This is a genomic window from Mesorhizobium sp. P2_A12 (genome assembly GCF_056405075.1).
This window is the reverse complement of sequence record NZ_JBFUCU010000004.1, coordinates 577336-604220: the sequence shown is the minus strand read 5'-3', so window position 1 is coordinate 604220 and position 26885 is coordinate 577336. Positions and strand designations below refer to the sequence as shown.

Annotated in this window: 24 protein-coding genes; 12 read left to right on the top strand and 12 right to left on the bottom strand. The window is 63.3% G+C overall.

Features of this window, described 5'->3' with window-relative positions; all coding sequences use genetic code 11:
* Positions 1-10 precede the first annotated feature (10 nt).
* The 7 genes from AC1DZU_RS13265 to AC1DZU_RS13235 all read right to left on the bottom strand — a co-directional run bounded on the left by AC1DZU_RS13265 (position 11) and on the right by AC1DZU_RS13235 (position 7884).
* Positions 11-997: an ABC transporter substrate-binding protein gene (locus AC1DZU_RS13265; protein WP_477285210.1), complete on the bottom strand. Its 987-nt coding sequence runs from the start codon at positions 995-997 to the stop codon at positions 11-13.
* 254 nt (positions 998-1251) lie between these two features.
* Positions 1252-2610 carry a pyruvate dehydrogenase complex dihydrolipoamide acetyltransferase gene (locus AC1DZU_RS13260; RefSeq protein ID WP_477285208.1) on the bottom strand — a complete coding sequence of 453 codons (1359 nt, stop codon included), beginning with the start codon at positions 2608-2610 and terminating at the stop codon, positions 1252-1254.
* 3 nt (positions 2611-2613) lie between these two features.
* Positions 2614-3612, bottom strand: a complete 999-nt coding sequence (locus AC1DZU_RS13255) for an alpha-ketoacid dehydrogenase subunit beta (protein ID WP_477285207.1) — start codon at positions 3610-3612, stop codon at positions 2614-2616.
* Positions 3612-4640, bottom strand: a complete 1029-nt coding sequence (locus AC1DZU_RS13250; protein WP_477285205.1) for a thiamine pyrophosphate-dependent dehydrogenase E1 component subunit alpha — start codon at positions 4638-4640, stop codon at positions 3612-3614. Before AC1DZU_RS13250 ends, AC1DZU_RS13255 begins: the two co-directional genes overlap by 1 nt.
* Before the next feature lie 2 nt (positions 4641-4642).
* On the bottom strand, positions 4643-5971 hold the full coding sequence (locus tag AC1DZU_RS13245) for an NAD(P)H-dependent oxidoreductase (protein WP_477285202.1): 1329 nt from the start codon (positions 5969-5971) through the stop codon (positions 4643-4645).
* Positions 5972-6243: 272 nt separating this feature from the next.
* On the bottom strand, positions 6244-7008 hold the full coding sequence (locus AC1DZU_RS13240; RefSeq protein WP_477285200.1) for a phosphodiesterase: 765 nt from the start codon (positions 7006-7008) through the stop codon (positions 6244-6246).
* A gap of 87 nt (positions 7009-7095) precedes the next feature.
* Positions 7096-7884, bottom strand: coding sequence for a 3-hydroxybutyrate dehydrogenase (locus AC1DZU_RS13235; protein WP_477285198.1), 789 nt, complete (start codon positions 7882-7884; stop codon positions 7096-7098).
* Positions 7885-8128: 244 nt separating this feature from the next.
* Here AC1DZU_RS13235 and AC1DZU_RS13230 point away from each other — a divergent pair, with 244 nt between their 5' ends.
* Positions 8129-8917, top strand: a complete 789-nt coding sequence (locus tag AC1DZU_RS13230; RefSeq protein ID WP_477285196.1) for an acetoacetate decarboxylase — start codon at positions 8129-8131, stop codon at positions 8915-8917.
* A complete protein-coding gene (locus tag AC1DZU_RS13225; RefSeq protein ID WP_477285194.1) occupies positions 8910-10070 on the top strand; it encodes a patatin-like phospholipase family protein in 1161 nt (386 codons plus the stop codon). The genes AC1DZU_RS13230 and AC1DZU_RS13225 overlap by 8 nt, the downstream gene beginning before the upstream one ends.
* A 154-nt stretch (positions 10071-10224) precedes the next feature.
* On the opposite strand, the gene AC1DZU_RS13220 is transcribed toward AC1DZU_RS13225, so the two are convergent.
* Positions 10225-11826 carry an inorganic phosphate transporter gene (locus tag AC1DZU_RS13220; protein ID WP_477285192.1) on the bottom strand — a complete coding sequence of 534 codons (1602 nt, stop codon included), beginning with the start codon at positions 11824-11826 and terminating at the stop codon, positions 10225-10227.
* Positions 11827-11954: 128 nt separating this feature from the next.
* Positions 11955-13169, bottom strand: a complete 1215-nt coding sequence (locus AC1DZU_RS13215; RefSeq protein WP_477285190.1) for an ROK family protein — start codon at positions 13167-13169, stop codon at positions 11955-11957.
* A gap of 207 nt (positions 13170-13376) precedes the next feature.
* On the opposite strand from AC1DZU_RS13215, the gene AC1DZU_RS13210 reads away from it, so the two are divergent.
* From AC1DZU_RS13210 to AC1DZU_RS13185, 6 genes are all read left to right on the top strand, one after another.
* Complete coding sequence (locus AC1DZU_RS13210; protein WP_477285188.1) at positions 13377-14615, top strand: extracellular solute-binding protein; 1239 nt, start codon at positions 13377-13379, stop codon at positions 14613-14615.
* A gap of 82 nt (positions 14616-14697) precedes the next feature.
* Complete coding sequence (locus AC1DZU_RS13205) at positions 14698-15582, top strand: carbohydrate ABC transporter permease (RefSeq protein WP_477285186.1); 885 nt, start codon at positions 14698-14700, stop codon at positions 15580-15582.
* A complete protein-coding gene (locus AC1DZU_RS13200) occupies positions 15582-16427 on the top strand; it encodes a carbohydrate ABC transporter permease (protein WP_095089248.1) in 846 nt (281 codons plus the stop codon). Before AC1DZU_RS13205 ends, AC1DZU_RS13200 begins: the two co-directional genes overlap by 1 nt.
* Entirely contained in the window at positions 16424-17446 is a 1023-nt protein-coding gene (locus AC1DZU_RS13195) for an SIS domain-containing protein (protein WP_477285184.1), read from the top strand. Before AC1DZU_RS13200 ends, AC1DZU_RS13195 begins: the two co-directional genes overlap by 4 nt.
* Complete coding sequence (locus AC1DZU_RS13190) at positions 17446-18384, top strand: PfkB family carbohydrate kinase (RefSeq protein WP_477285182.1); 939 nt, start codon at positions 17446-17448, stop codon at positions 18382-18384. Before AC1DZU_RS13195 ends, AC1DZU_RS13190 begins: the two co-directional genes overlap by 1 nt.
* Positions 18371-19459, top strand: coding sequence for an ABC transporter ATP-binding protein (locus AC1DZU_RS13185; protein WP_477285180.1), 1089 nt, complete (start codon positions 18371-18373; stop codon positions 19457-19459). The genes AC1DZU_RS13190 and AC1DZU_RS13185 overlap by 14 nt, the downstream gene beginning before the upstream one ends.
* Here the strand turns inward: AC1DZU_RS13185 and AC1DZU_RS13180 are convergent.
* Positions 19450-20016: a TetR/AcrR family transcriptional regulator gene (locus tag AC1DZU_RS13180; RefSeq protein WP_477285178.1), complete on the bottom strand. Its 567-nt coding sequence runs from the start codon at positions 20014-20016 to the stop codon at positions 19450-19452. The two genes, AC1DZU_RS13185 and AC1DZU_RS13180, sit on opposite strands and share 10 nt — an antisense overlap.
* 145 nt (positions 20017-20161) lie before the next feature.
* On the opposite strand from AC1DZU_RS13180, the gene AC1DZU_RS13175 reads away from it, so the two are divergent.
* Together AC1DZU_RS13175 and AC1DZU_RS13170 are read left to right on the top strand one after the other, a co-directional pair.
* The gene (locus tag AC1DZU_RS13175; RefSeq protein ID WP_477285175.1) at positions 20162-21514 is read left to right on the top strand and encodes an efflux RND transporter periplasmic adaptor subunit; all 1353 of its coding nucleotides are present in this window, start codon (positions 20162-20164) and stop codon (positions 21512-21514) included.
* Positions 21511-24594 (top strand): efflux RND transporter permease subunit, encoded by a 3084-nt coding sequence (locus AC1DZU_RS13170; RefSeq protein WP_477285173.1) that lies wholly within the window; start codon positions 21511-21513, stop codon positions 24592-24594. The genes AC1DZU_RS13175 and AC1DZU_RS13170 overlap by 4 nt, the downstream gene beginning before the upstream one ends.
* Positions 24595-24754: 160 nt before the next feature.
* Here AC1DZU_RS13170 and AC1DZU_RS13165 read toward each other — a convergent pair whose 3' ends face one another.
* Complete coding sequence (locus AC1DZU_RS13165) at positions 24755-25216, bottom strand: L,D-transpeptidase (RefSeq protein WP_477285171.1); 462 nt, start codon at positions 25214-25216, stop codon at positions 24755-24757.
* Between the two features lie 245 nt (positions 25217-25461).
* On the opposite strand from AC1DZU_RS13165, the gene AC1DZU_RS13160 reads away from it, so the two are divergent.
* Entirely contained in the window at positions 25462-25902 is a 441-nt protein-coding gene (locus AC1DZU_RS13160) for a hypothetical protein (protein ID WP_477285169.1), read from the top strand.
* 35 nt (positions 25903-25937) lie between these two features.
* Positions 25938-26105, top strand: a complete 168-nt coding sequence (locus tag AC1DZU_RS13155; protein ID WP_477285167.1) for a hypothetical protein — start codon at positions 25938-25940, stop codon at positions 26103-26105.
* A gap of 70 nt (positions 26106-26175) precedes the next feature.
* Here the strand turns inward: AC1DZU_RS13155 and AC1DZU_RS13150 are convergent, their stop codons facing one another.
* Positions 26176-26862: a winged helix-turn-helix domain-containing protein gene (locus AC1DZU_RS13150; protein WP_477285165.1), complete on the bottom strand. Its 687-nt coding sequence runs from the start codon at positions 26860-26862 to the stop codon at positions 26176-26178.
* Positions 26863-26885 lie beyond the last annotated feature (23 nt).

The window sequence follows — 26885 nt, the reverse complement described above, 5'->3', positions numbered from 1 at the left end:
ATTGTCGGGCTCAGCCGCCGAACAGTTCCGAGAACTTCGCCTTGTCGGCGTCGGTGGTGGCCACGATGGCCTTGGTGTCGAACGGCATCACCTTGACCTTGACGCCTTCCGGCATCCATACGGGGCGGCCGACCGAGGCGCGCGCCGGCAGATAGCCCATCGACAGCGCCAGCTTCTGGCCTTCGTCGGAAAGAATGAAGTCGACGAACTTCTTGGCGCCGTCAACATTCTTGGCGGTCTTCATAATGGCGACCGGTTCGGTCACCGCCGGCACGCCTTCGCTAGGGAACACGAATTCGACCGGCGAACCCTTCTTCTTGGCGTTCATCGCCATGAAATCGACCAGGATGCCATAGGGCTTCTCGCCGCTGGCCACCGACTTCAACACGGCGCCGTTGCCGCGCACGCTGACGGTGTTGTTGGTCTTCAGCTTCTGGAAGAAATCCCAGCCATAATTGGTGTCGCCGACGAAGCCGGAGAGCAGATAGGCGGCCGCACCCGAGTAGAGCGGGCTCGGCATGACCAGGCCGTCGGCATAGGTCGGCTTGGCGAGATCGGCCCAATGCGCAGGCTTTTCAGCCGCCGCGGTGTTGTAGACGATGCCGGTGGTGATCAGCTTGCTGCCGAAATAGGTCTTGCCGGGATCATAAGCATCCGCCTCGATGCCGTCCAGCTTTGCCTCGGGATAAGGCAGCAGCCGGTCGTCCTTCTTCAACAGCTCCATGCTGACCGCGTCGGCGATCAGAAGCACGTCGGGCTGTGGGCTGCCGGCGGCGAATTCGGCTGCCATCTTGGTCAGGATGTCGCTTGTCCCGGAACGATAGATGGTCACGTCGATACCCGGCTGCGCCTTCTTGAAGGCATCCACGGTCTTGGCCGCATCGGCTTCCGGCTGTGATGTGTAGAGCGTCAGCGTCTCGGCACCGGCCACGCCGGCAAACAAAGTTGCCGCGAGTGCAAGCTGGCTGGCCAGCAGCTTGATGAATAGCGTCTTCATGAGACCTCCTGTCTGTCTGTGGATGAGCGGTCCGACGCCTAGGCCGGTTCCCGTCTCCCCTCCCTGCACGGCGCATATGACTGGTGGATGACAGCGCCCATGCCCGGCCCAATCAGGTGACAGCTTCCGGCGAAATGCTCTCACGGCACAACGATGCCGGCCCGCGGAACCAGTGTTCCACGTGCCTCATGGCTGCACCTGGACCTGCTGCGATCCTTCGGGGCACCCGAGGTGCTTTGGTGAGTCGGCCGGCCCTAGACCAGCATGCCCATCGGGTTCTCGATCAGGCGTTTGAAGGCAACCAGCAGTTCGGCCCCCAGCGCTCCGTCGACGGCGCGATGGTCGGTCGACAGCGTCACCGACATCATGGTGGCGATTTTGATCTCGCCGTTCTTGACCACCGCCCGCTCCTCACCGGCGCCGACCGCCAGGATCGTCGCATGCGGCGGGTTGATCACCGCGGCAAAGTCCTTGATGCCGAACATGCCGAGGTTCGACACCGCGGTGGTACCGCCCTGATACTCTTCCGGCTTCAGCTTTCGGCTGCGCGCCCGGCTGGCCAAGTCCTTCATCTCGTTGGAGATTGTGGACAACGTCTTTTCGTCCGCCTTGCGGATGATCGGCGTGATCAGGCCGCCCGGAATCGACACCGCAACGCCGACATCGGCATGCTTGTGCTTGACCATGGCGCTTTCGGTCCACGACGCATTGGCATCCGGCACCGCCTTCAGCGCCAGCGCCATTGCCTTGATCACCATGTCGTTGACCGACAGCTTGTAGGCTGGCACGTCACCCTTTTCGGTCTTCTTGACTGGCGCTGCCGCATTGATCTGCGTGCGCAGCGCTAAGAGCGCATCGAGTTCGCAGTCGAGCGTCAGGTAGAAATGCGGGATTGTGGTCTTGGCCTCGACCAAGCGGCGCGCGATGGTCTTGCGCATGTTGTCATGCGGGACGAGTTCGTAGGAGCCTTGCTCGAACAGTTTCAGCACCTGCTCGTCCGACATCGCCTTCACCGGCGCGGCGGCAGCAGCCGGAGCCGCCGGTGCCCCTGCAGGCGCTGCCTTGGCGGCAGGCTTGACGCCGCCACCGGCAATCGCGGCATCGACGTCGGCTTTCACCACGCGGCCATGCGGACCGGTGCCTGCAATGGTGGAGAGTGCAAGACCGGCCTCACGGGCGAGACGACGAGCCAAGGGGGTTGCGCGGGCGACCGATGGCGATTGGCCGATCTCCCCCCTTGTGGGGGAGATGCCCGACAGGGCAGAGGGGCGCGCGACAGGTTGAGAGGCATGCGGGACATCGCCTCCCTCTGTCGACTTCGTCGACATCTCCCCAACAAGGAGGGAGATCGGCGCCTTGTCGCCATAGGCTTCGTCATCCGCATAGATCCAGGCGACAGCCGCGCCGACAGGAATGTCGATCCCCTCCTTGCCGGTTACATCGCGTAAGGTGCCACTGGCCGGCGCGTCGATTTCCATCGCCGCCTTGTCGGTCTCGATCTCGAACAGAACATCGCCCTTCTTGACGCTGGCGCCTTCCTCGGCGAACCAGCGCGAGATCTGTCCGGTCGCCATGTCCATGTCGACCTTGGGAAGAATGACTTCGGTCGGCATCGATCAGCGAACCCCTCTCACGAGGTCGCGCGCAGCCGCAATGATGTCGGGAACTTGCGGCACAACAGCCTTTTCCAGCTCCGGATTGTAGGGGATCGGCGTCTCGGCGCCGCCCAGCCGCACGATCGGCGCGTCGAGGTAATCGAACGCCTCGCTCTCGGCGATCATCGCGCTGACCTCGGCGCCGATGCCCAGCGTCTTGACCGCTTCGTAGACGCACATCAACCGCGATGTCTTCTTGACACTGTCGATGACGGTCTGCTTGTCCATCGGCCGGACGGTCCGGAGATCGACGACTTCGATATCGATGCCTTCGGCTTCCAGCGCCGCAGCGGCGTCGAGTGCCTTGTGCACCATGATCGAGGTGGCGACGATGGTCAGGTCGCGGCCCTCGCGGCGGATGTCGGCCTTGCCGATCGGGACCGTGTAATAGCCCTCGGGCACCGGACCCTTCATCTTGTACAGCAGCTTGTGCTCGAAGATCATCACCGGATCAGGATCGGCGACCGCCGCCAGCAGCATGCCCTTGGCATCGTATGGCGTCGCCGGCTGGATGACCTTGAGGCCCGGCACATGGCCGAGCCAGGCCTCGAGGCTCTGGCTGTGCTGTGCCGCCGCCCCTGTTCCGGAGCCGGCGGGAAAGCGCATCACCACCGGAACCGAAACCTCGCCGCCGAGCATGAAGCGCATCTTGGCCGCCTGGTTGACGATCTGCTCCATGGCAAGCGTGGCGAAATCGGAAAACTGGAACTCGAAGATCGGCCGCATGCCGGTGAGGGCGGCGCCGACCGCCACGCCCGCGCCACCCAGTTCCGAAATCGGCGTGTCGATCACCCGCTCGGTGCCGAACCGATCGACCAGATCACCCGTGACCTGGAAGGCGCCGCCATAGACGCCGATATCCTCGCCCATTAGGAAAACGCGTTCGTCCATGTGCATGGCGATCGCCATGGCTTCCTGGATCGCCTGGGCGTAGCTCAGTTCACGCACCATCGCGTCCATCACGCCTGCTCCGTATAGACATAATTGCCGGTGTCGCGGACATCCGGAGACGGGCTCGCCTTGGCGAACTCGATGCCGTCGGCGATCTCCCGTGCCACGGCGTCGCGAATGGTCTCGATACCCTTGTCGTCTATGAAGCCGAATTCGCGCAGCTCGCTTTCGAACAGGGTGATCGGATCGCGGTTCGACATCCAGTCCTCGATCTCCTCCTTGCTGCGATAGCGGTTGCGGTCGCTCTTGGAATGGCCGCGATGGCGATAGGTCTTGGATTCGATCAGCGTCGGCCCCTCGCCGGCGCGTGCACGCTCGACAGCCATGCAGGACGCCTCGGCGACCTCCGAAAAAATGTTGCCGTTGACGATGACGCCCGGCATCGAATAGGCGGCCGCGCGTTCGGCGATGTTCTTGACGGCGGTCGAGCGGGCCGTCGATGTCGACATGCCGTAGCCGTTGTTTTCGCAGACGAAGATCACCGGCAGCTTCCAGACCGCGGCCATGTTCAGTGCCTCGTGGAAGGCGCCCTCATTGTTGGCGCCATCGCCGAAGAAGGACACCACGACCTTGCCGGTCTTCATCATCTTGGCGGAAAGTGCTGCCCCAACGGCGATCGGAATGCCGCCGCCGACGATGCCATTGGCGCCGAGATTGCCCTTGCCGACATCGGCGATGTGCATTGAGCCGCCACGGCCCTTGCAGTAGCCGGTGGTCTTGCCGAAGAACTCGGCGAACATGCGCTTGACCTCGGCGCCCTTGGCGATGCAGTGGCCGTGGCCGCGATGCGTCGAGGTGATCTGGTCATCCTCGGCAAGCGGCATGCAGATGCCCATGGCGCTGGCTTCCTGGCCGATCGACAAATGCATGGTGCCGTGGATGAGGCCGCGCGTGTAGCACTCCTCCGCGCCCTCTTCGAAGCGCCGGATGAGGTACATCTTGTAGAGCACGTTTCTGAGCTGCTCGGCGCTGTACTGTCGATAGACGAAAGGCAGGTTGGCGCGACTGTCGGCGACGGCTTTGCTGGCTCCGGCCATGATCAGGCTCCCACGGACCCGTAGACGAGCTTGTCCTGGCGGGCGCGCAATTCGGCGATCTTGGAGCCTGGCGCTGGAGCAGCATTCGCATAGGTGACGAGCTCGCCCTTCTTGATCGGCTGGGTCACCGAGCCGCCTTGCAGCAGGCCGCAGGGAATCGCCTTGGCGGCGCGCGCTTCCGGCGCCGTCATGATCCAGGCGCGGTAGCAATATTCGCCGATCGCATCGAGCTTCTCACCCGGCTTCATATCCTTCTTGGCCACCGCGCAGACTTCGGCCGTTGGTTTCGCCAGCGGGACCATATCCGCCTTGCCGTAGAGCACGACACGGGCGCAGGTCAGCGGCACTTCGAGTGAGGTCAAATGATAGGGACGGTGGAAGGTGAAATACGGGCCCTTGCCCATCTTCAGATCTTCCATGCGCTCCGAAATGCGCGGATGCGACATGTCGGCGACGACGAAGACGCCGGGCGCGACACCCTTGCCGATCGAGTAGTCGACGACGCCGACCTTTGACAGCACGCCGCCGTCCTTCTGCGGTACCAGGACCTTGGACAGCTCGCCAAGCGTCGCCGCCGGGCCGTGCATGCCGGGCTTGTCGGGAACCAGCCCGGTGGCATTGGCGATCGCCGCCATCTCGACCATGGTCTTGGAGCCATCGACGAATTCGACCAGCATGCGCACATTCATATGCCGGCGCTCGGCCTCCTCCTCATATTCGGGGGGCGTGGCGTCGATGTTGAGCGGATTGTTCTTGCCCTTGCCGGCGGCTACGATCGGATGGCCCATCGCCGAGACGAATTCGATCAGCTCCATGCAGGACGACGGCTCGTCGCCCGCGCCCAGCGAATAGGTGACGCCCAGCCGGTCGGCCTCGCTTTTCAGATAGGCGCCGATGGTGACGTCGGCCTCGACATTCATCATCACCAGATGCTTGCCATGCTCCATGGCACGCAGGCCGATCTCGGCGCCGACCGCAGGAACGCCAGTGGCGTCGATGACGACATCGATCAGGTCATTGTCGATGACCAGGCTGGCATCGTTGGTGACCGCGACCTTGCCGGCCTCCATCGCCGCCGTCATCGCCGACGCATTCGACACTTCGCGCGCGTGGCCGGTTTGCTGGAAGGCGATATCCACGGCCTTGCTGGCGGCGGGCAGGTTCAGTTCCGAAATAGCGCCGATCTCGATGCCGGACATATGGGCGACGCGGGCGACGATATCGGTTCCCATCTCGCCGGAGCCGATCATGCCGATACGGATGGGCTTGCCCGACCTGGCGCGTTCCTCGAGATCGCGGGCAAGGCCCGTCAACGAAACATTGGAAGCCATACCGCTCGTTCCTCCCATAATGCAGGCTATTCAATCGCCTGACGGGTATTGAACATATGTATTTCTGTCAAGACTAATGTGCACATCAGTTGCTTTGTGACGCCGCATAGTGGAGGCTCCGCGTGACCCAAAACAGCCCACCAACGCGAGGGTCGCGCAGCGGTTGCGCGGACCACGCACTGGCACGGCTGCGTGCTTCCCGGCACACGGACTCTAGGTAGCTCGTCCACCGGTCGTGGCGATCGCTGCGCCAGGCCTCTCGACGGTTCAGGCTATAGAGCCGGCGGCACCGGGAAATCGTGGAAATGCACGATCACCCCATCCGCATCGATCAAGATCACGGCATAGGCTGGCGGCTCGCGGCCGAGGCTCCAGCCCTGCGAGAAATCCAGTGCGGCCTGATGATTGGTGCTGCGCAACGTGCTGATGGGAATGCCACGCCAACTGCCGGCGATCAGCCGGTGGACGTGTCCGGCGAAGATGTGGCGGACATTGCCGTGGCGCAGCAGAACCTCATGCAAGGCATCGGCGTCGGCGAGCATGACACGGTCGAGCTCGGGGATGTGGATCCGGAACGGCGGATGGTGCATGAACAGGAAGACCGGCCGATCGCGAGCCTCTTGCAGCCGCTCATCGAGCCAGTCGAGGCGCGCTGCACACAGTTTGCCTTCGACATGGCCGCTGTCCAGCGTATCGAGCAGGAGCAGGCGACCCTCAGCGCGATCGACGACGCTCTGGACGAAGCCGCGCTCGGCGGTGGCTTGCGGGAACATCTCGAGAAACAGCGCCCGGTCGTCATGGTTGCCGAGCATCAGCCGGCATGGCGGACCGAACCCTGCCAGACTTTCGCTCAGCGCGGCGTAGGCGGAACGCTCGCCGTCATTGGTCAGGTCGCCGGAAATCACCACCAGATCGGCGTCGGCATGGTTGCTGCCTATGTCGGCAAGGCAGGCTTGCAACCTGGAGAGCGGATTGGAGCCGTAAAGAAGACCGCCCGGCGTCATCAGATGCGGATCGGATATCTGGATGACTTTCATGGACCTGACCGGGATGCTTTCCTGCTGGCGGCTTTCCTGTTGAATCCTGCCAACACCAGCCGGCAAACGAACGCCCTTGACCATCCTCTACTGCGCAGTCCAGCCGCCGTCCATCGGCAAGGTCGTGCCGGTGATCTGCTTGGCAGAATCCGAGCACAGGAACAGCGTCAGCGCCGCAAGCTCGTCGACGGTGACGAACTCCTTGGTCGGCTGCGCCGCCAGCAGCACGTCGTGCTTGACCTGCTCCTCGGTCATGCCGCGCGCTTTCATCGTGTCGGGAATCTGCTTTTCGACCAGTGGCGTCCAGACATAGCCCGGCGCGATCGCATTGACGGTGATGCCGTCAAGCGCCACTTCCAGCGCCACCGTCTTGGTCAGGCCCGCAATGCCGTGCTTGGCCGACACATAGGCCGACTTGAACGGCGAAGCGACCAGCGCGTGCGCGGACGCCGTGTTGATGATGCGGCCCCATTTGCGCGCCTTCATGCCGGGCAGCGCCGCCTTGATCGCGTAGAAGGCGGCGAGCAGGTTGATACGGATGATGGCTTCCCATTTGTCGTCCGGGAAGTCCTCGATCGGCGCGACATGCTGGATGCCAGCATTGTTGACCAGGATATCGAGGCTGCCGAACGCGGCCTCGGCCTCATGCACCATGGCGCTCACCGCCGCGCCGTCCATCATGTTGGCATCGGAGTAGCGGCACTTGACGCCGAAATCCTTCTCGATGCCGGCGCGCTCCTGTTCGATTGCCGCGGCATCGCCCAGCCCATTGATGGTGACGTTGGCGCCCTGAGCAGCAAAGGCGCGGGCTATTGCCAAGCCGATTCCGCTGGTCGAGCCGGTGACGAGGGCATTTTTCGAAGACAGGGAACCCATGGTGATCTCGCGCGAGGTGGGAGGGAACATGACATATAATTGTGCATCGCAGCATGACAATGGCAGAGCCATGTGTCGATGCGATTACAGCCTTGCGACCCGCCGGAGCATGGCTCCAATCCCTTCCAAACCGTTGTCGCCGGGCTGACACGGCGCTGTCATGGTGCCGTGCAACATAATCGGCTGCGCATTCGCGCGGTCGTTCCTGACGAGATATTGCCGTATAGAATCTTGGGGGTGCAGCTTGGAAATCGCCGATGTCTTGAAGCGCGCCTATGCGATGCCGCTGACCAATCCGTCCTACCCGCCGGGGCCGTATCGTTTCTTCGACCGCGAATACGTCATCATCACCTACCGCACGACGCGCGAGGCGCTCGAGGCCGTCGTACCGGCGCCGCTGGAGATCGACGAGCCGCTGGTCAAGTACGAATTCATCCGCATGCCTGATTCAACCGGCTTCGGCGACTATACCGAGACCGGCCAGGTGATCCCGGTGCGCTACAAGGGCCAGCATGGCGGTTACGTCCATTCGATGTATCTGGACGACGACGCGCCGATCGCCGGCGGCCGCGAGCTCTGGGGTTTTCCCAAGAAGCTGGCCAGCCCCAAGATCGTGCATGAGGGCGAAGTGGTGGTCGGCACGCTGCACTATGGCAGCGTTCTGTGCGCCACCGGCACCATGGGCTACAAGCACCGGGAGGCCGATCACGATTCCGTGCTTGCCTCGCTGGCTGCTCCCAACTTCCTGGTCAAGATCATCCCGCATGTCGACGGCACGCCGCGCATCTGCGAACTGGTTCGCTACTACCTTACCGATATCACGCTGAAGGAGGCATGGACGGCGCCCGCGGCACTCGATCTGCGGCCCCATGTCATGGCCGACGTGGCGAAGTTGCCGGTGCTCGACGTCGTGTCGGCTGTTCATTTCACCGCCGATCTGACGCTCGGTCTGGGCGAGGTGGTTCACGACTACCTCGCTGATCGCAACCCCTCCGAGATCAGCGCAACCCAGCCGGAGAAGATTCGTGCTTGAACGCAATCGCAAGAAGGAGGCCACCGCCACCATCGAGGAAATCTCGGCGCAGTATGACCGCATCGCGCTGGTGTTTCAGGGTGGCGGCGCGCTCGGCGCCTATCAGGCCGGGGTCTATCAGGCACTGGCCGACGCCGGCTGCGAGCCGAGCTGGCTTTCCGGCGTGTCGATCGGCGCCATCAACGCGGCGATCATCGCCGGCAATGAATCAAGTCGCCGCCTGCAGCGTCTCGAGCAATTCTGGCAGACGATCTCGGGCCGCAAGATCTGGGCCTATACGCCGGAAGGCGACATCTACCGCGACATCCGCAACCGCACCAGTTCGTGGATGACGATGACCATGGGCCAGCCCGGGTTCTTCAAGCCGCGCAATCCCAATCCGTGGTTCGAACAGCCGGGAGCCGAAGGCGCCACCAGCTTCTATGACACGGCCGAATTGAAGGAGACGCTGGAGAGCCTGATCGACTTCGATATCCTCAACGACGGCAAGAAGCGGCTGAGCGTCGGCGCGGTCAATGTCAGGACTGGCAACTTCGTCTATTTCGACACCGAGAAAGTGCGCATCGAACCGGAGCACATCATGGCCAGCGGCGCGCTGCCGCCGGCCTTCCCGTCGATCCGCATCGAAGGCGAATACTACTGGGACGGTGGCATCGTCTCCAACACGCCGCTGCAATACCTGCTCGACCAGGAAGAGGACCGCTCTTCGCTGGTGTTCCAGGTCGACCTGTTCAGCGCGCGCGGCTCCTTGCCGCGCGGCATGGCCGATGTGCTGTCGCGGCACAAGGACATCATGTATTCCAGCCGCACGCGCCAGAACACCGACAATTTCCAGCGCATCCATGCGCTCAAGATGAAGCTGCTCGAGGCGCTGAAGCGCGTGCCCGCCGAACTGTTGAAGGAAGGCGAAAAAGAGCTGATCGAGGACTATTCGCAGGCAGGCGTCGTCAACATCGTCCATCTGATCTACCAGCACAAAGGCTATGAGGGTCACGCCAAGGACTACGAATTCTCCGGCACCTCGATGCGCGAGCACTGGGAGATGGGGCTGGAGGACACGCAGCGCACGCTGCGCCATCGCCAGTGGCTGACCCTGCCGACCAATGTCGAGGGCGTCGCCATCCACGATCTGCACCGCGAGGATCCGACCTGAGGTCATTGCTGCGCCTTGCTCTGACGAGGCGCAAGCCAATTTCACAGTTTTGCGGACCAAGGCCTTCAGCCGCGTTGAAATAAGCCAGACTACCCCAAACGAAAAACGGCGCCGAAACCGGCGCCGTTTTCATTTCAACATCTGATTGTCCGCTCTAGAACACCTGGCGGAAGATGATGAACAGCACGAAGGCGAGCGTGATCGAGCACGGCAAGGTCAGCACCCAGGCAAGCAGCAGGTTGCGCACCGTCGACCATTGCAGCCCCGAACCGTTGGCGGCCATCGTTCCGGCAACGCCCGACGACAGCACGTGCGTTGTCGACACCGGCAGTCCTAGCCGGTCGGCCATGCCGATAGTCACCATCGCGACAAGCTCCGCGGCGGCACCCTGGCCATAGGTCAGATGGCTCTTGCCGATCTTCTCGCCGACCGTGACGACGATGCGCTTCCAGCCAACCATGGTGCCGAGGCCGAGCGCCAGGGCAACGGCAACCTTCACCCAGATCGGGATGAACTTCGTCGCGTTGTCGACGGCCTTGTGATAGTCGGTGACCGCTTTCAGATCGGCCGCCTCCATCGGCAGCAACTTCTTCTTGTCGATCAGCTTGAGTGCCTCGCCGATCAGGTAGATATCGTTGCGGGCGTTGCTGACCAGATCGGTCGGCACGTTGTCGACAGTCGCATAGGGCTGCAGGCCCGCTGTCGTGTTGTGGATGTAGGTCTGCAGCGCGACCGTCGTCTGGTCGTTCCAGGTCCGGGTGCGCACGGCATCCTGGACGGCGGCCTTGGCGTCGGTGACGGTGATGCCCGGCTTGACATATTTGCCGAGCGCCTGTTCGACGCTGACGGAAGCCGATTTGTAGGCCTCGAGATAGTTGATGTCGGGCGTCCGGTTCAGCGCAAAGGCCGTCGGCACGACACCGATCAGGATCAGCATGATCAGGCCCATGCCTTTCTGTCCGTCATTGGAGCCGTGCGCAAAGCTGACGCCGGTGCAGGTGAAGATCAGCAGCCCGCGGATCCACCATGGCGGCGGCGTGTTGCCTTTCGGTGCTTCGTAGAGGGCCGGATTGCGCACGAGCAGCTTCATCGCATAGAGCAGGATCGCAGCGGCGAAGAAGCCAATGATCGGCGACACCAGCAAGGTGATGCCGACATTGGTCGCCTGCGACCAGTCGACACCGCTGGTGGCACTGCCGGCAGGCGCCATGAACTGGTTGGCGAGGCCGACGCCGATGATCGAGCCTACCATCGTGTGCGAGCTCGACGCCGGCAGGCCGAGGAACCAGGTGCCGAGGTTCCACAGGATTGCGGCAACGAGCAGTGCGAACACCATCGCAAAGCCGGAGGAAGAGCCGACCTGCAGGATCAGCTCGACCGGCAGCAGCGACAGGATGCCGAAAGCGACCGCGCCGCTGGAGGTGAGAACCCCGAGGAAATTGAAGGCGCCCGACCACATGACCGCGAATTCGGCCGGCATGGAGCGTGTGTAGATGACCGTCGCCACCGCATTGGCGGTATCATGGAAGCCATTGACGAACTCGAAGCCGAGCGCGATCAGCAAGGCAATGCCGAGCAGGATCCACGGCACGGTCTTGGCCTCTGCCAGATCCTGGCTGAGCGCATAGCCGACATAGACGACGCCGACGAGCACCAGCACGCCGAAGGCCGGCAGGAACCACTTCGCGCTACCCGAATTGTGCAGCGGATGATCCGGTCTCGGAATGCCCGCCTCACTAGAAACTATGTCCACCATGTCCCACTCCTATTGCATTGCAGCAAAGAACCGGGATGAACGCTATGTCCGCACAATGAACCCTGTGTGACGATATCGAACACAACTTCCGAGGATATTTCAGGCGAAATACCTGGTGGTCGACGCTGTCAGGTGCCGCTGGCCCGCGTCTTCAGGATCGCCGAAAACCGCGGATCGAAGGCGCGGCTGATCGGCGCCGCGGCAGCACCGAGCGCGATCGACCAGGGATCGGTGGTGCCGAGCTGCAGGCGCGGCAAATGCCGCCCCGGCCGGTCGGCGATTGACGGCAGCAGCGGATGCATCGCCTCGACCAGCCGGCGGGCCAGCGCTTCCGGCGCTCCGCTGGTCAGGATGACGGTCTGCGGATCGAAGATCGTTTCGATGAGATGCACGCTCCAGCGCAGATCATGCGCCGCACCGTCGATCCAGGCAATGATCTTGGGATCCTCGGCCGTGACGAGGCCGTCCATCTGTTGGTAGATGTCGTCGTCGGCCGGGTTGAGGCCGAGATGCTGGTAAAGCGAGGCCAGCGACGCGCGATGTTCCAGCGGCGTCGAGCCGGGGCCGGCCGGCGACAGCAGCGCCATGCCGATCTCGCCGGCATTGCCATGGCCGCCGCTGTAGAGCTCGCCATTGAGGATCAATCCGGCGCCGATGCCGTACCCGACGTAGAGGCAAACCGCGTGATCGACACCGTGCGCCGCGCCGACGATGCGCTCCGCCGTCGCGCAGGCGGCGGCGTCGTTCTGCAAGCTGACATTTAGGCCTGTGCCTTCGGCGAGCGTCTCCAGCAGCGGAAATTTCTGCCAGGCCGGCATCATCCATTTATCGTCGGAATTCTTCAGCCCGAAAGGACCCGGCATGGCGACGCCGAGACCGACGAGCCTCTCTTCGGATTGGGCGGACATCTGGGATAGCTCACGCCGGACGCCGCCGACCAGGCCAAGTATCACCTCGACGCCCTTCGATGGCTCATCGAACGGCAGGTTGGCCTCGGCTCGCGCCAGCACGCTGCCGACCAGGTCGACGGCGACCGCCCGCGTCAGGTGGCGATCGATCTGCAGCCCGATGGCGAAGGCGCCCTCGGGAACCAGCCTGTAAGGGGTCGAGGGCTGGCCCCTGCCCTTGCGCACCGCCTCTAGGGCGACGACCAGGCCGTCGCTTTCGAGATCCTCTATGATGTTTGAGACCGCCTGCTTGGTGAGTTGGGTCGCCCGTGCCAGGTCCGCGCGCGACAGGGCGCCATTGAGACGCAGCGCCTCGATCATGACACGACGGTTGTGCGCGCTCGTGCCTTCCTGGTTAGTGCCGCTCTTGGCGCGGATCGGGCTGATATCGTCCACCAGCGTTTCCCTCTTGACTCCATTAGGATATTGATCGACTAATTAAGTCAAGCGAATTGACTTAATAGCGAAACCGACCGCAGAACAAGACGGCCAGGGCTTTAAGCCGGGCGCCGCTCACGGTCGGGGGACCATTGGGTCACGTGACATCAATCCGGGAAGGCAACCATATCGCCGGCCCGCCAACATCGGAAATGGGAGAAGAAGATGCTGAAATCGATCGGTAAGACACTCTTGGGCGCAGTCTTTGTCGCAGGATTGCTCGTTCCCCATGCTTTCGCCGAAACGTCCATCAATGCGCTTTTCATGGCGCAGGCCGCCTACAGCGAGGCTGACGTGCGCGCCATGACGGACGCCTTCACCAAGGCCAATCCCGACATCAAGGTCAATCTCGAATTCGTCCCCTATGAGGGCCTGCACGACAAGACCGTGCTCGCGCAGGGCTCGGGCGGTGGCTACGATGTCGTGCTGTTCGACGTCATCTGGCCGGCCGAATACGCCACCAACAAGGTGCTGGTCGATGAGTCGTCGAAGATCACCGGCGACATGAAGAAGGGCGTGCTGCCCGGCGCCTGGACCACGGTGCTGTACGAAGGCAAATACTACGGCATGCCGTGGATCCTCGACACCAAATACCTGTTCTACAACAAGGAGATCCTGGAAAAGGCCGGCATCAAGACGCCGCCGAAGACCTGGGAAGAACTCGGCGAACAGGCCAAGATCATCAAGGACAAGGGCCTGCTGAAGACGCCGATCGCCTGGAGCTGGTCGCAGGCCGAGGCCGCGATTTGCGACTATGCCACGCTGGTCAGCGCCTATGGCGGCGACTTCCTCAAGGACGGCAAGCCGGACTTCCAGAATGGCCCCGGTGTCGCGGCGCTGAAATACATGGTCGACAGCTACAAGTCGGGTCTCACCAATCCCAATTCCAAGGAATTCCTGGAAGAGGACGTGCGCAAGGTGTTCGAAAACGGTGACGCCGCCTTCGCGCTGAACTGGACCTACATGTACAACATGGCCAACGATCCGAAGGACAGCAAGGTGGCGGGCAAGGTCGGCGTTGTGCCGGCGCCAGGCGTCAGTGGCACCAGCGAGGTGTCGGCCGTCAACGGCTCGATGGGCCTTGGCGTCACAGCGGTCTCAAAGCATCCGGACGAAGCCTGGAAGTACATTGAATTCATGACCTCGCAGGCGACGCAAAACCAGTATGCCAAGCTCTCGCTGCCGATCTGGGCTTCGTCCTATGACGACCCGGCGGTGACCAAGGGCCAGGAAGAGCTGATCGCCGCCGCCAAGCTCGGCCTGGCTGCGATGTATCCGCGCCCGACCACGCCGAAGTACCAGGAGCTGTCGACCGCCTTGCAGCAGGCGATCCAGGAATCGCTTCTCGGCCAGTCTTCACCGGAAGACGCCTTGAAGACGGCAGCCCAAAACAGCGGCCTCTGAGCACTGTTGTCCTTCAACATGGGCGGCCTTGTGCCGCCCATGTTATGTCCAGATCAAAGATGAACGAAGAAAGGCTGCTCCGATGTCGGGCACCTGGATGACAACTCGTGCATGGCTGCTGATGCTGCCGCTGCTCGTGGTCATGGTCGCCGTCATCGGCTGGCCGCTGGCCGATACCGTCGGGCTCTCCTTCACCGACGCCAAGCTTGTCGGAACGGGCGGCAATTTCGTCGGCTTCGACAATTATGCGAACATGCTGTCCAGTTCGAATTTCTCGCGCACGCTGGTCACCACGACACTCTTCGCTGTGATTTCGGTCGCCGCCGAAATGGTGATCGGCGTTCTCGCAGCACTGCTGCTCAATCAGCAGTTTCATGGCCGAGCCATCCTGCGCGGCTTGATGATCCTGCCCTGGGCGCTGCCGACGGTGGTCAACGCCACGCTGTGGCGGCTGATCTACAATCCCGAATATGGCGCGCTCAACGCTGCCCTCACACAAATGCACCTCATCGATGCCTACCGTTCCTGGCTCGGCGAGCCGGGCACCGCCTTGGCGGCGCTGATCGTCGCCGACTGCTGGAAGAACTTTCCGCTGGTGGCGCTGATCGCGCTGGCCGCGCTGCAGGCGGTGCCGCGCGACATCACCGCCGCCTCGCTCGTCGACGGCGCCGGGGCTTTCAACCGCTTCCGCTTCGTCATCCTGCCCTATCTCGCCGGTCCGCTGATGGTGGCGCTGGTGCTGCGCACCATCGAGGCTTTCAAGGTCTTCGACATCATCTGGGTAATGACCCGCGGCGGCCCGGCCAACAGCACGCGCACGCTGTCGATCCTCGTCTACCAGGAGGCCTTCTCCTTCCAGCGCGCCGGATCCGGCGCGTCGCTGGCGCTGATCGTCACCTTGCTCGTCACCGTGCTGGCCGTCGCCTATGCGGCGCTGGTGCGCAAGACCGCCGGGAGTGCCGCCTGATGGAACGCCAGAGCCCTGCCTTCACCATCTTCATCCACGCCTGCGCTTTGCTGCTCGCAGCCGTCATCCTGGCGCCCCTCGCCTGGCTGTTCATCATGAGCATCTCGCCGGCCGCCGACCTCGCCGCCAAGCCGCTGCGCTGGTGGCCGCAAAGTGCTGACTTCTCGCGCTACGGGCAATTGCTGTCGACCGCCGAAAACAGCGCCGGCGCTGCCTTCACCTCATCGCTGCGCAACAGCCTCGAGATTGCCGGCATGGCGACCATCGCGGCGCTCGCGCTGGCGATCCCGGCCGGCTGGGCCGTCTCGCGCACGCCGTCGATCGGCTGGTCGCTGTCGATGGTCATCGCCACCTACATGTTGCCGCCGGTGGCGCTTGCCGTACCGCTTTATATGGGCCTGTCGTATCTCGGCCTGCTCAACAATGTCTTCGGCCTGGCGCTGGTCTACCTGACCATACTGGCGCCGTTCACCACCTGGCTGATGAAGTCAGGTTTCGATTCGATCCCGCGCGAAATCGAGGCGGCGGCAATGATCGACGGCGCCGGCCTGTTCCAGACGCTGCGCATCATCACGCTGCCGCTGGCCGCACCGGTGATGGCGACATCGGCGCTGTTTGCCGTGCTGCTTGCCTGGGACGAATTCTTCTACGCGCTGCTGTTCACCTCCGACCAGCGCGCCAAGACCTTGACCGTCGCCATCGCCGATTTGGCCGGCGGCCGCGTTTCCGATTACGGATTGATCGCCACGGCCGGCGTGCTGGCCGCCTTGCCACCGGTGCTGATCGGCCTGGTCATGCAGCGCGCGCTGATCTCGGGCCTGACCAGCGGCGGCGTGAAAGGATGACAATGACCATTGGCAAGAGCCGCCCCGCCGGGCTCATGGCGATCGACCGCGAGATGGCGCGCCAGCATGCCGATGCGATCGCGTCGTTCCAACACAACGCGGCCATGGCGGTAGAGGCCGCCGCCTCGATCCGGCGGAGCGGGCGCCTGCTGCTGCTCGGCATGGGCGGCTCGCACGCAGTCGGCCGCGCCGTCGAGCCGCTCTACCGCGCGCTTGGCATCGATGCGCTGGCACTGCCGCTTTCCGAGCAACTCGGCCAGCCGCTGCCGCTCGAGGGCAGGACGGTGATCGTTACCTCGCAGTCCGGCGAGAGCGCCGAGGTCGTCAGATGGTTCTCGGAGGCTGGCAGCACTGCCGGTGTTTTCGGCCTGACGCTTGAAGGCGCTTCGTTCCTCGCTCGCACCGTGCCTTGCCTGGTCGGCGCCGGCGGCACCGAACTGGCCTTCGCCGCGACCCGCAGCCTGACCGTGACCTTCGCCTTGCATCTGGCGATCCTCGCCGCACTCGGCGAGGACCCGAGTGCCGCGCTTGGCGCCCTGGATCAGCCACAAGACAACGACAACACACAGGCGCTCGCAGCACTGGCCGAGGTGACAGCCATCGTCACCTCGGGCCGCCGGCTGCAAGGTCTCGCCGAAGCGCTCGCACTTGGCCTTACCGAACTGTCGCGCCTGCCGTGCTTTTCGCTCGAGGGCGGCCAGTTGCGCCACGGGCCGATGGAAATGCTCGGCCCGCACATCGGCGTCATCCTGTTTCGCGGCAACGACCCAACGTTGGATCTGGTGACCGCCATGGCCATGTCCGTGGTCGAGGCCGGCGCACCGCTCGTCGTCTTCGATTCGTCCGGGCAAACGCCTGTCGCAGGAGCCGTGACGCTTTCCTTCAAGCCGGCCTTCGGCATGGCCGCGATCTTCGCCATGCTGCCGGTCGCGCAACGCCTGATGATCGCCTTCGCCGATGCCCGCGTCGACAATGCCGGCACGCCTGTCCGCTCCACCAAGATCACCAGGAGCGAGTGATGCGTCCCCTGGCGGTGATCGGCAACGTCAATGTCGACCTGATTGTCGGCCCGGTAGCGCCGTGGCCGGTCGCCGGAACGGAGACCGTCGTCGACCACGACGAATTGCGCGTCGGCGGCCAGGCCGGCAACAGCGCGCTGGCCTGGGAGGCACTGGGCGTCGATTTCGCCGTTGCCGCCAATGTCGGCGACGACCAGTTCGGCCGCTGGCTTCGCGAGGCCTTCGGTCGCCGCGCCGAGAAATGGCCGGTCCGTCCTGAAGGCACGACGCTGTCCGTCGGCATGACCCACCCGGACGGTGAGCGGACCTTCTTCACCACACGCGGACATCTGCCGCGCTTTAGTCTCGCCGACGTGCTCGCCGTCCTCGACGGCAGGGCGCTCTCGGGCGGCTACGCGCTGTTGTGCGGCTCCTTCCTGACCGACGATCTCACGCGCCACTACGACGCGTTTTTCGACTGGGCGGACAGCCACGGCATTGCCGTCACGCTCGACACCGGCTGGCCGATCGACGGCTGGACCGAGGCCAATTGCACAGCCACCCGCGCATGGCTGTCGCGCTGCGAGCTGGCGCTGTTCAACGAAGTCGAGACGGTGACACTGGCCGGAATGCAGAGCCCTGTGGAGGCGGCGCGCGCGATCCGGTCGAGCATGAGGAAAGGGGCGACCTTCGTCGTCAAGCGCGGCCCTCTGGGCGCCATCGCCATCGGCCCGGACGGCGCACTTGTCGAAGCCGCCGCACCCGACGTCCGGGTCGTCGACACGATCGGCGCCGGCGACGTCTTCAACGCCGCATTCCTCGCCGCACTGGCGCAGGAGCAACCACTATCGGCCTGCCTTTCCGCCGCGACGCATGTGGCGTCGCGCGCGATTTCCACCTTGCCCCGCAACTATGGTGGGCCGATGCAGTTCAGGGAATCCACACATGAGCGCGCTTGAAATCCGCGACATCCGCAAGAGCTACGGCAGTGTCGAGACGCTGAAAGGCATCGACATCGCGCTGCAGAGCGGCGAATTCCTGGTGCTGCTCGGCTCGTCGGGCTGCGGAAAATCGACGCTGCTCAACATCATCGCCGGGCTGGCCGAGGCGACCAGCGGCGACGTGCTGATCGGCGGCCGCTCGATCCTTGGCGTTCATCCCAAGAACCGCGATATCGCCATGGTCTTCCAGTCCTATGCGCTCTATCCGAACCTCACCGTCCACCGTAACATCGGCTTCGGATTGGAGATGCGCGGGGTTGCCGCCGACGAGCGCGACAGGGCGGTGCACGAAGCGGCGAAACTGCTGCAGATAGAGACCCTCCTCGACCGCAAGCCGAGCCAGCTTTCTGGCGGCCAGCGCCAACGCGTCGCCATTGGCAGGGCGCTGGTGCGCAAGCCGCAGGTTTTCCTGTTCGACGAACCGCTGTCCAATCTCGACGCCAAGCTGCGCCTGGAAATGCGCACCGAACTGAAGCGGCTGCACCAGATGCTGCAGACCACGATCGTCTACGTCACCCACGACCAAATCGAGGCGATGACGTTGGCGACCCGCATCGCGGTGATGCGCGACGGCCGGATCGAGCAGCTCGGCACGCCCGAAGAGATCTACGACCAGCCGGCGACACTCTATGTCGCGGGCTTTGTCGGCGCGCCGTCGATGAACATGCTGCAAGCGGTCGTCGCCGACGGAATGCTGGCCATTGCCGATACCGACGTGCGGATACCCGTGCCTGCGGGCTATCGAAACTCGGCTCGCGACGGCGCACCGGTCGTCGTCGGCATCAGGCCCGAAGCACTTCGCGTGGCGACCGGTGCTGCGACGGACTTGTCGTTGCCCGTGGAGATTGAGGTCGTCGAACTGACCGGACCCGAACTGGTCACCACGGCCCGCATCGGTCCACAGCGGCTGACGGCTTGCCTGCCGCCACGGACCCGGATTGCCAAGGGCCAGACATGCAGCTTCGCCTTCGACGAGACAGCGCTTCGCTTGTTTGACCCGGCAACCGGCAAGGCCTTCCTGGATCAGCCCTGATCGATGTCCTTGCTGGTCTGAGGCGATCCCGCAATCTCTAGCAGGGACGCCACCAGCAACTGCCGCTCGTCTTTAGAAAGGACATCCGCATCGAAGAGGTTCATGCTGCGCAGCCCTTCTATGGCCAGGTAGCAGACCAGCAGCGACTTCAGATCCTGCGTCTCGCCCTTCAGCCGCTCGAAAAGCTGCCGCTTGAACGTCTTTATCGGCGTCATGAAGTCGGGATCCTCGGCGATTGCCGAAAAGATCCAGGATGCCGATGGCTGCTTGTCCTCGCAATCGTCTGCCGACAGCGTGATATACACGGCGAGTGGGTTTTTGCCTTTGTCGGCGCTGTTGGCGGTTTCGAGCGCCTGCCCGAAGTCATGCAAATAGCCTTCGACCAGTCCCTGCATCAACTTGGCCTTGGTCGGGAAATTGTAGAGCAACCCGCCTTTCGATACGCCGGCGCGGCTGGCGACCGCTTCCAGCGACAGGCTACCGGGCCCGGATTCTCGTGCGACATCGGCCGCCGCAGCAAGAATTTTCTCGCGCGAGTTCGATCTTGGAGCTTTCATGGCCCCTCCCATCGCAAGCTTAGGCCCAATTGACAAGACCGTCCAGACGGTACAGTAAGACCGCCGTTATTTGAAATCGGGACCCGCAGTCGATATGTGTCCCGATGTCCGCGCTTCGCGCCGGATTTCGGCTGAGGGGACTTCCTTGTTCAAGCGCATCCTTCGTATCGTCATCATCGCCCTTGTTCTGCTCGTCCTCTTCGTCGTGGTCGGTGGCATTGTCGGCTTCAACTTCCTGCGCGACAACGGCATCAAGCAGTATTTCGCAACGATGAAGCCGCCGGCGGCGACCGTATCGACGACCATCGCCAAGCCGTCGACCTGGACGCCGGGCGTCGAGGCGATCGGTACGGTCAGGGCTGTGCGCGGTGTCGATCTGACGGTTGAAACCACCGGCATCGTCAAGGAGATCCTGTTTCACGCCAACCAGAAGGTTGCGGAAGGCGCGGTCCTGCTGCAACTCGACGGTGCGGTCGAGCGTGCCGATCTGGAAGCGACGAAGGCGCAAGTCGCGGTCGTCCAGATGGCGCTGACGCGCGCCATTGAACTGCAGAGGCGCGGCGTCAATGCGGACGCAACGCTCGACACGGCGCGGGCAACCGCATCGGCAACCGCCGCGCAAGTGAACAAACTGCAGGCGGTGCTCGACCAAAAGCAGCTGACGGCGCCTTTCAGCGGCACGGTGGGCATTCCGAGAATCGACCTCGGCCAGTACCTGGCGCCTGGCACCGTAGTGGTGACGTTGCAGGATCTGGACACGATGCGGGTCGATTTCTCGGTTCCCGAACAACAGCTCCCGCTGCTCAAGATCGGCCAGACGGTGCGGCTGGGCATCGGCGGCGGCGAGATGCCCTATGCCGGTACCATTCGCGGCATCGACCCGAAAATCGACCCATCCAGCCGGTTGGTGAATATCAGGGCGGAAGTCGCCAATCCTGAAGGCAAGCTGACCCCGGGCCAGTTCGTGCAGGTCCGTGTCGAACTGCCCGAAGAGCAGAATGTGCTGGCGCTGCCGCAGACGGCGCTGACCACCAGTCTCTATGGCGACTATATATTCGTCGTGCAGCCGGCGAAGCCCGCCGAAGCCTCCCCCGCGCAGGCAGCCAAGCCGGAAGAAAAGCCAGCCGCGTCGGCAACCGACAAACCGGCGAACGCCCAGCCCGCAGACAAAAAGCCGGCAGATGCCAAGCCGGCCGATGCGATGAAGCCGGCGGCTGATGCAACCAAGCCTGCGGCCGATGCGGCAAAGCCAGCGGACAAGGCTGCCGATCCGGCCAAGCCGGCGGCGGAAGCCGACAAGCCCGCGCTGGTGCTGTCCCAGGTCTTCGTCAAGCCCGGCCGCCGCAACGAGGGCATGGTCGAGATCGTCGAGGGGTTGAAGGCTGGCGATGAGGTCGTCACCGCCGGTCAGAACCGGCTCTTCAACGGCATGTCCGTCGCCGTCGACAACACCATTGACCCGACCAAATCGGCGAACAAGCAGGCCGACGAGCAATGAGCTTTTCCGATATCTTCATTCGCCGGCCTGTCCTTTCGACAGTCCTCGCCTGCATGATCCTGCTGCTGGGTTTCCAGGGCATCTTCAACCTGTCGATCCGGCAATATCCGAAGGTTGACGAGACGGCGATCACCATCACGACGGCCTATCCGGGCGCCAGCGCCGACCTGATCCAGGGCTTCATTTCCGCCCCGATCGCCCGCGCCGTCGCCTCGACCGAAAACATCGACTACGTCACCTCGTCGAGCCGTCCGTCCTCCAGCACCGTGACGGTGCAGATGAAGCTTGGCTCCAATCCCGACGTCGCGCTGACCGAAGTGCTGTCCAAGGTCCAGGGCGTGCGCGGCACCTTGCCAGACGCCTCCAAGGATCCCGTCATCGTCAAGGGCACCGGCCAGCAGTTCGCGATGATGTACATCTCGATGCAGAATCCGAACATGACGAAGGAGCAGCTGACGGAGTATATCGAGCGCGTCATCCGGCCACGCATGTCGACGGTCGAAGGCGTCGCCGACGTGCAGATCTTCGGCGCCCAGGAATACTCGATGCGCGTCTGGATCGACCCGGTCAAGCTTGCCGCGCGCGGCGTGACGGCCTCCGAGGTTCTGGAGGCGATCAACAATTCCAACTTCCTGTCGGCGCCGGGCAATACGCAGAACGAGTATGTCGTCTCGTCGATCACCGTGCGCTCGACGCTGCAGACGCCGGAAGCGTTCGCCGCGCTGCCGCTGCGCTCGACCGACGGCAATGTGGTGCGGCTGCGCGACGTGGCTCGCGTCGAACTCGGCGCCGAGAATACCGACACCAGGGTCAGCTTCAACGGCAAGCCCGGCACCTTCCTCGCCATCTTCCCAACGCCGGCAGCGAACCCTCTGACCACGGCGGCAGCGCTCACCAAGCTCGTGCCGCAGATTCAGGAAACACTGCCGAAGGGCATGACGATCGAGGTCGTCTACGATGCGACCGGGCAGATCAGTGCCTCGATCGACGAGGTGTTCAAGACCATCGCCGAAGCGGTTGCCATCGTCGTCGTCGTCATCCTTTTGTTCCTTGGCTCTTTCCGTTCGGTGATGATGCCGATCGTCACCATCCCGCTGTCGCTGATCGGCGTCTGCTTCCTTTTGTTTGCGGTGGGCTATTCGATCAACCTTCTCTCCTTGCTGGCCATGGTGCTGGCAATCGGCCTCGTCGTCGATGACGCCATCGTGGTGGTCGAAAACATCCACCGCCACATGGAAGAAGATCACATGTCGCCGATGCAGGCGGCATTCAGCGGCATGCGCGAAATCGCCTCGGCTATTGTCGCCATGACGATGACGTTGGCCGCCGTGTTCGCGCCGCTGGCCTTCACCGGCGGCCTGACCGGCGCACTGTTCCGCGAATTCGCGGTCACGCTCGCCGGCTCGGTGGTGCTGTCAGGTGTCATCGCCGTCACCATCACCCCGATGATGTCGGCGCGCCTCTTGAAGTCCGGCACACCGGGCCGTTTCCAGCGCATTGTCGACGGCACCTTCGCGCGGGTCGAGCACGTCTACGAGAGGGCCGTCACCGGTTCGCTGAACTATCGCCCGCTGACGCTGATCATCGTGCTGGCGCTTGTCGGCGTCACCGGCTTCATGTTCACCAAGACCTCGAGCGAACTGGCGCCGGAAGAGGACCAGGGCTTTCTGCTCTCGATTGTGACAGCGCCACGCTATGCGACGTCCGACTACACCGAGACATACGTCAACCAGATGCTCGGCCTGGTGAGGGATATTCCCGAGACGCGGGCGCAGTTCTCCGCCGTCGCCTTCGGCGGTGAGACAAACAGCGCCTTCGTCGGCTTTGCCTTCAAGGACTGGGCTGAACGCAAACGCAATTCCAAGGAATTGCAGGCCGACATTACGGCCCGTCTCGCCAAGGTGGCGGGTGTCCAGGCGTTCGTCTTTGCGCCACCGACGCTGCCGGGCTCCGGCGGCGGCCTGCCCATCGCCATGGTGGTGCGATCGACCGGCGATTCCTCGGAAGTGTACGATGTGGCGGAGAAGATCAAGAACAAGGCGCAGGCCTCCGGCCGCTTCATCGTCGTGCAGAATTCGATGGCCTATGACGCGCCGCAGGTGACGGTGACCATCGATCGCGACCGCGCCGCGGCCCTCAACCTGCCGATCGCCGATATCGGCCGGACGTTGACGCTGCTGGTCGGCGGTGCCGAAGTGGCGCAATTCGATCGCGACTCCAACAGCTACGACATCATCCCGCAGGTGCCGCAGGAGTTCCGCGACAACCCCGAAAAGCTCGGCGAGTACTTCGTGCGCAGCGTGACGGGCGAGATGGTGCCGCTGTCGGCCGTGGTGAATATCTCCAACAATGCCGCGCCGGCGGCCATCGAGCAGTTCAACCAGCTGAATTCAGCGACGATTTCCGCGCTTCCGCTGCCCGGCGTCACCACCGGCGACGGGCTGAAGGCACTGGAGGACATCGCCAGGGAGAACCTGCCCGATAGTTTCTTCATCGATTACTCCGGCCAGTCCAGGCAGGAGAAGGAACAGGGCAACACCATCCTGATCGCGTTCGCGGCGGCCGTCATCGTCATCTATCTGGTGCTGGCGGCGCAGTTCGAAAGCTTCCGCGACCCGCTGATCATCATGATGGCGGTGCCGCTGTCGATCTTCGGCGCCATCGTGCCGCTCAATCTGGGTCTCGGCACGCTCAACATCTACACGCAGGTCGGCCTGATCACGCTGATCGGCTTGATCACCAAGCACGGCATCCTTCTGGTCGAGTTCGCCAACCAGCAGCGTGAAATCCATGGCATGCGGCGGCGCGACGCCATCATCGCCTCGGCCAAGGTCCGCCTGCGCCCGATCCTGATGACGACGGCGGCGATGGCGCTTGGTGTGGTACCGCTGATCACATCCAGCGGTGCGGGCGCCGCGGCGCGCTATTCGATGGGCCTGGTCATCTTCACCGGCATCCTGGTCGGCACCATGTTCACGCTCTTCGTCGTGCCCATGTTCTACACCTTCATCGCCAGCAAGGACCTGCCGCATCTGGCCGAGAAGCCGGATCCCAAGCTGATGCCGGCACTGCCGAACTAAAGCAAAACAGGATGACAACAAAAAAGAGGCCGGAAGATTCCGGCCTCTTTTTTTGGCTGGGCTCGATACCGCCGGCAAGCTGTACTCAATACCGCGACAAGCTTTCCTGCGGGAGCCTTGAACGAGGACGCGGCGGTTGGCCTGCCCGTTCCACAGCCTGCTACTTGACGATGACGATGCTGGTGTTGGTCGGCCCGAACATTTCGACGAGCTGATAGAAATCGGCGGCGTTGTCGGGATGCAGCCGCACGCAGCCATGCGAAGCCGGCTGGCCGAGACGCTTGATCGCGTTGGTGGCATGCACCGCATAGCCGCCGCTGAAGAAGACCGAGTGCGGCATCGGCGCGTTGTCGTACTTCTTCGAATACCACATCTCATGCATGCGCGTTGGCTTGAACGAGCCGGTCGGCGTCACATGGGCTCCGTCGCCGGTGGAAACCTTCCAGGCGAAGGCCGGACGGCCGTCGACCGAGACTTCCATGACCTGCTGTGAAAGCGAAACGCGGGCCACGATCTTGTTGGCGGCGTGCGCTGCACCCGAGCCGGCGCCGAACAGCAGTGCCGCACCGGTCAGGGCGGCGGCGGCGACGTTGATGAGCTTGGCGCAAATGGCGGTGTGCATGATGGTATCCCCTCTCTTTGCCGGGCTTGGCCGGCTCCAATTCGATGGCTGCTTATCCCAACGCCATGTTTCGGGGAGATTTCGTGAAATGCTCGTTTGTGTTTCGAATCTGTTTCCTCTGGTTAACAAGAAACGCCGCTGACGCAGCCGAGAATGGGGGAAAGACACTGCTTGCTGACAGGGCTCAGATCACAAACATGGGTATTTGCCTCTAAACGAAGGTGCGAATTTCTGTATATGAAACAATGATCTTCGATCTCGAAACCAAGCGGCAACAGAGCGCGACTCCAAGCGGCATGATCCGGATACGGGCCGCAAGCAAAGTTGACGTAACGAAAACAGCCGGTACGAAAATGGAAACGAAATCGAACGCACTGTCCTGGGTTCTCAGGATCAGCATCGCGGCAGTGGTCATCGGCGTCGTCGGCACGGTTGCCGGCAACTCGCTGACAAATCTCGGCGCGATGACGTCAGGCGAGATTTCGACCCTGCATGCCGCACTGTTTTTTGCCACGGTCTGGATTGTTTCCAGCCTGCGCATCGTTCGGCTCAAGGCCCTCTGGCGGGTCGGTCTTAAGCTGACGGGAATGCGCGGCCCCTCCGGCAACTTGCTGCCGAGAGGACCGAAGGCCCGCGCCGCAGCGGGGGGCTCCGTGAGCGGCGCGGGCACTTCGGGAGTATCCTGAAGTGACCTGCAACACACATATGGGGAACTGATACGATGAACACGAAATTCGCCGCTTCGGTGCTTTCTGCACTGCTTTACGCGCAGGGCCTGCTGGGCTTTGCCGCTGTTGCCACCGTGCTGCTCAGGGACCGCGCCCATGCGAGCGAGCTAACCATGTGCAATGACATCCCATCGGGTCCCTCGCTGCTGGTGGTGCGCTGAGCGTCAGGAGCATCGGACCCAGGTGGAAACTCCGATGCTCGAACGAAGAGATGATGTCAGTGCCCGGCCGTCAGTCGACGAATTGCTGTGGCGGATCGAACCGATAGCCGGCGCCGCGAATGGTGGTGATGGTGTCGGTATCGAGCTTGCGGCGCAGCCGCACGATGCGCGAATCGATCGAGCGATCGAAGGCGTCGGCGTTTTCGGCAGGTGCCGCGGCAATGATATCGTCACGCGTCAGCACCTTGCGCGGACTGGCCAGGAACAGCCTGAGCAGCGCCACCTGACCGGGCGAAAGCTGCTCTTCCGTGCCGGACCGATGCATGACCATGGCAGATCTCAGATCGACGGTCGCGTTCTCCAGCACGATCAGTTCCTGCGTGCCTCTGCCGCGCCGCGAAAGCAGGCCGCCGACACGGGCGGCGAGTTCCCTGACATTGAGTGGGCTCTCGACGACGTCGGCCGCACCAAGCTCGAGCGCCAGCACCTTGTCGACGAGATCTGCCGGCCGGCAGATCAGGATGAAATCCGGTCCGCCCTCGCCACCATAGCGCTTGAGCAGATCCCGCCCCTCCGCCTGGCTGAGGCTGTCGCCGATGACGACGACGTCGATGCCCTTTCCCGACAGCAGCGACTCCGCCTCCCATGGCTGCCGCGCCTGATGCACATCGTGGCCACGCCGCTCGAGATGGTCGGCGAGTTCGGTCGCGACCACTTCGGCGACCGATACGAGCGCAATTACGGATCGTGCGGCCATATTTTCCAACCGTTCCCTGGCAA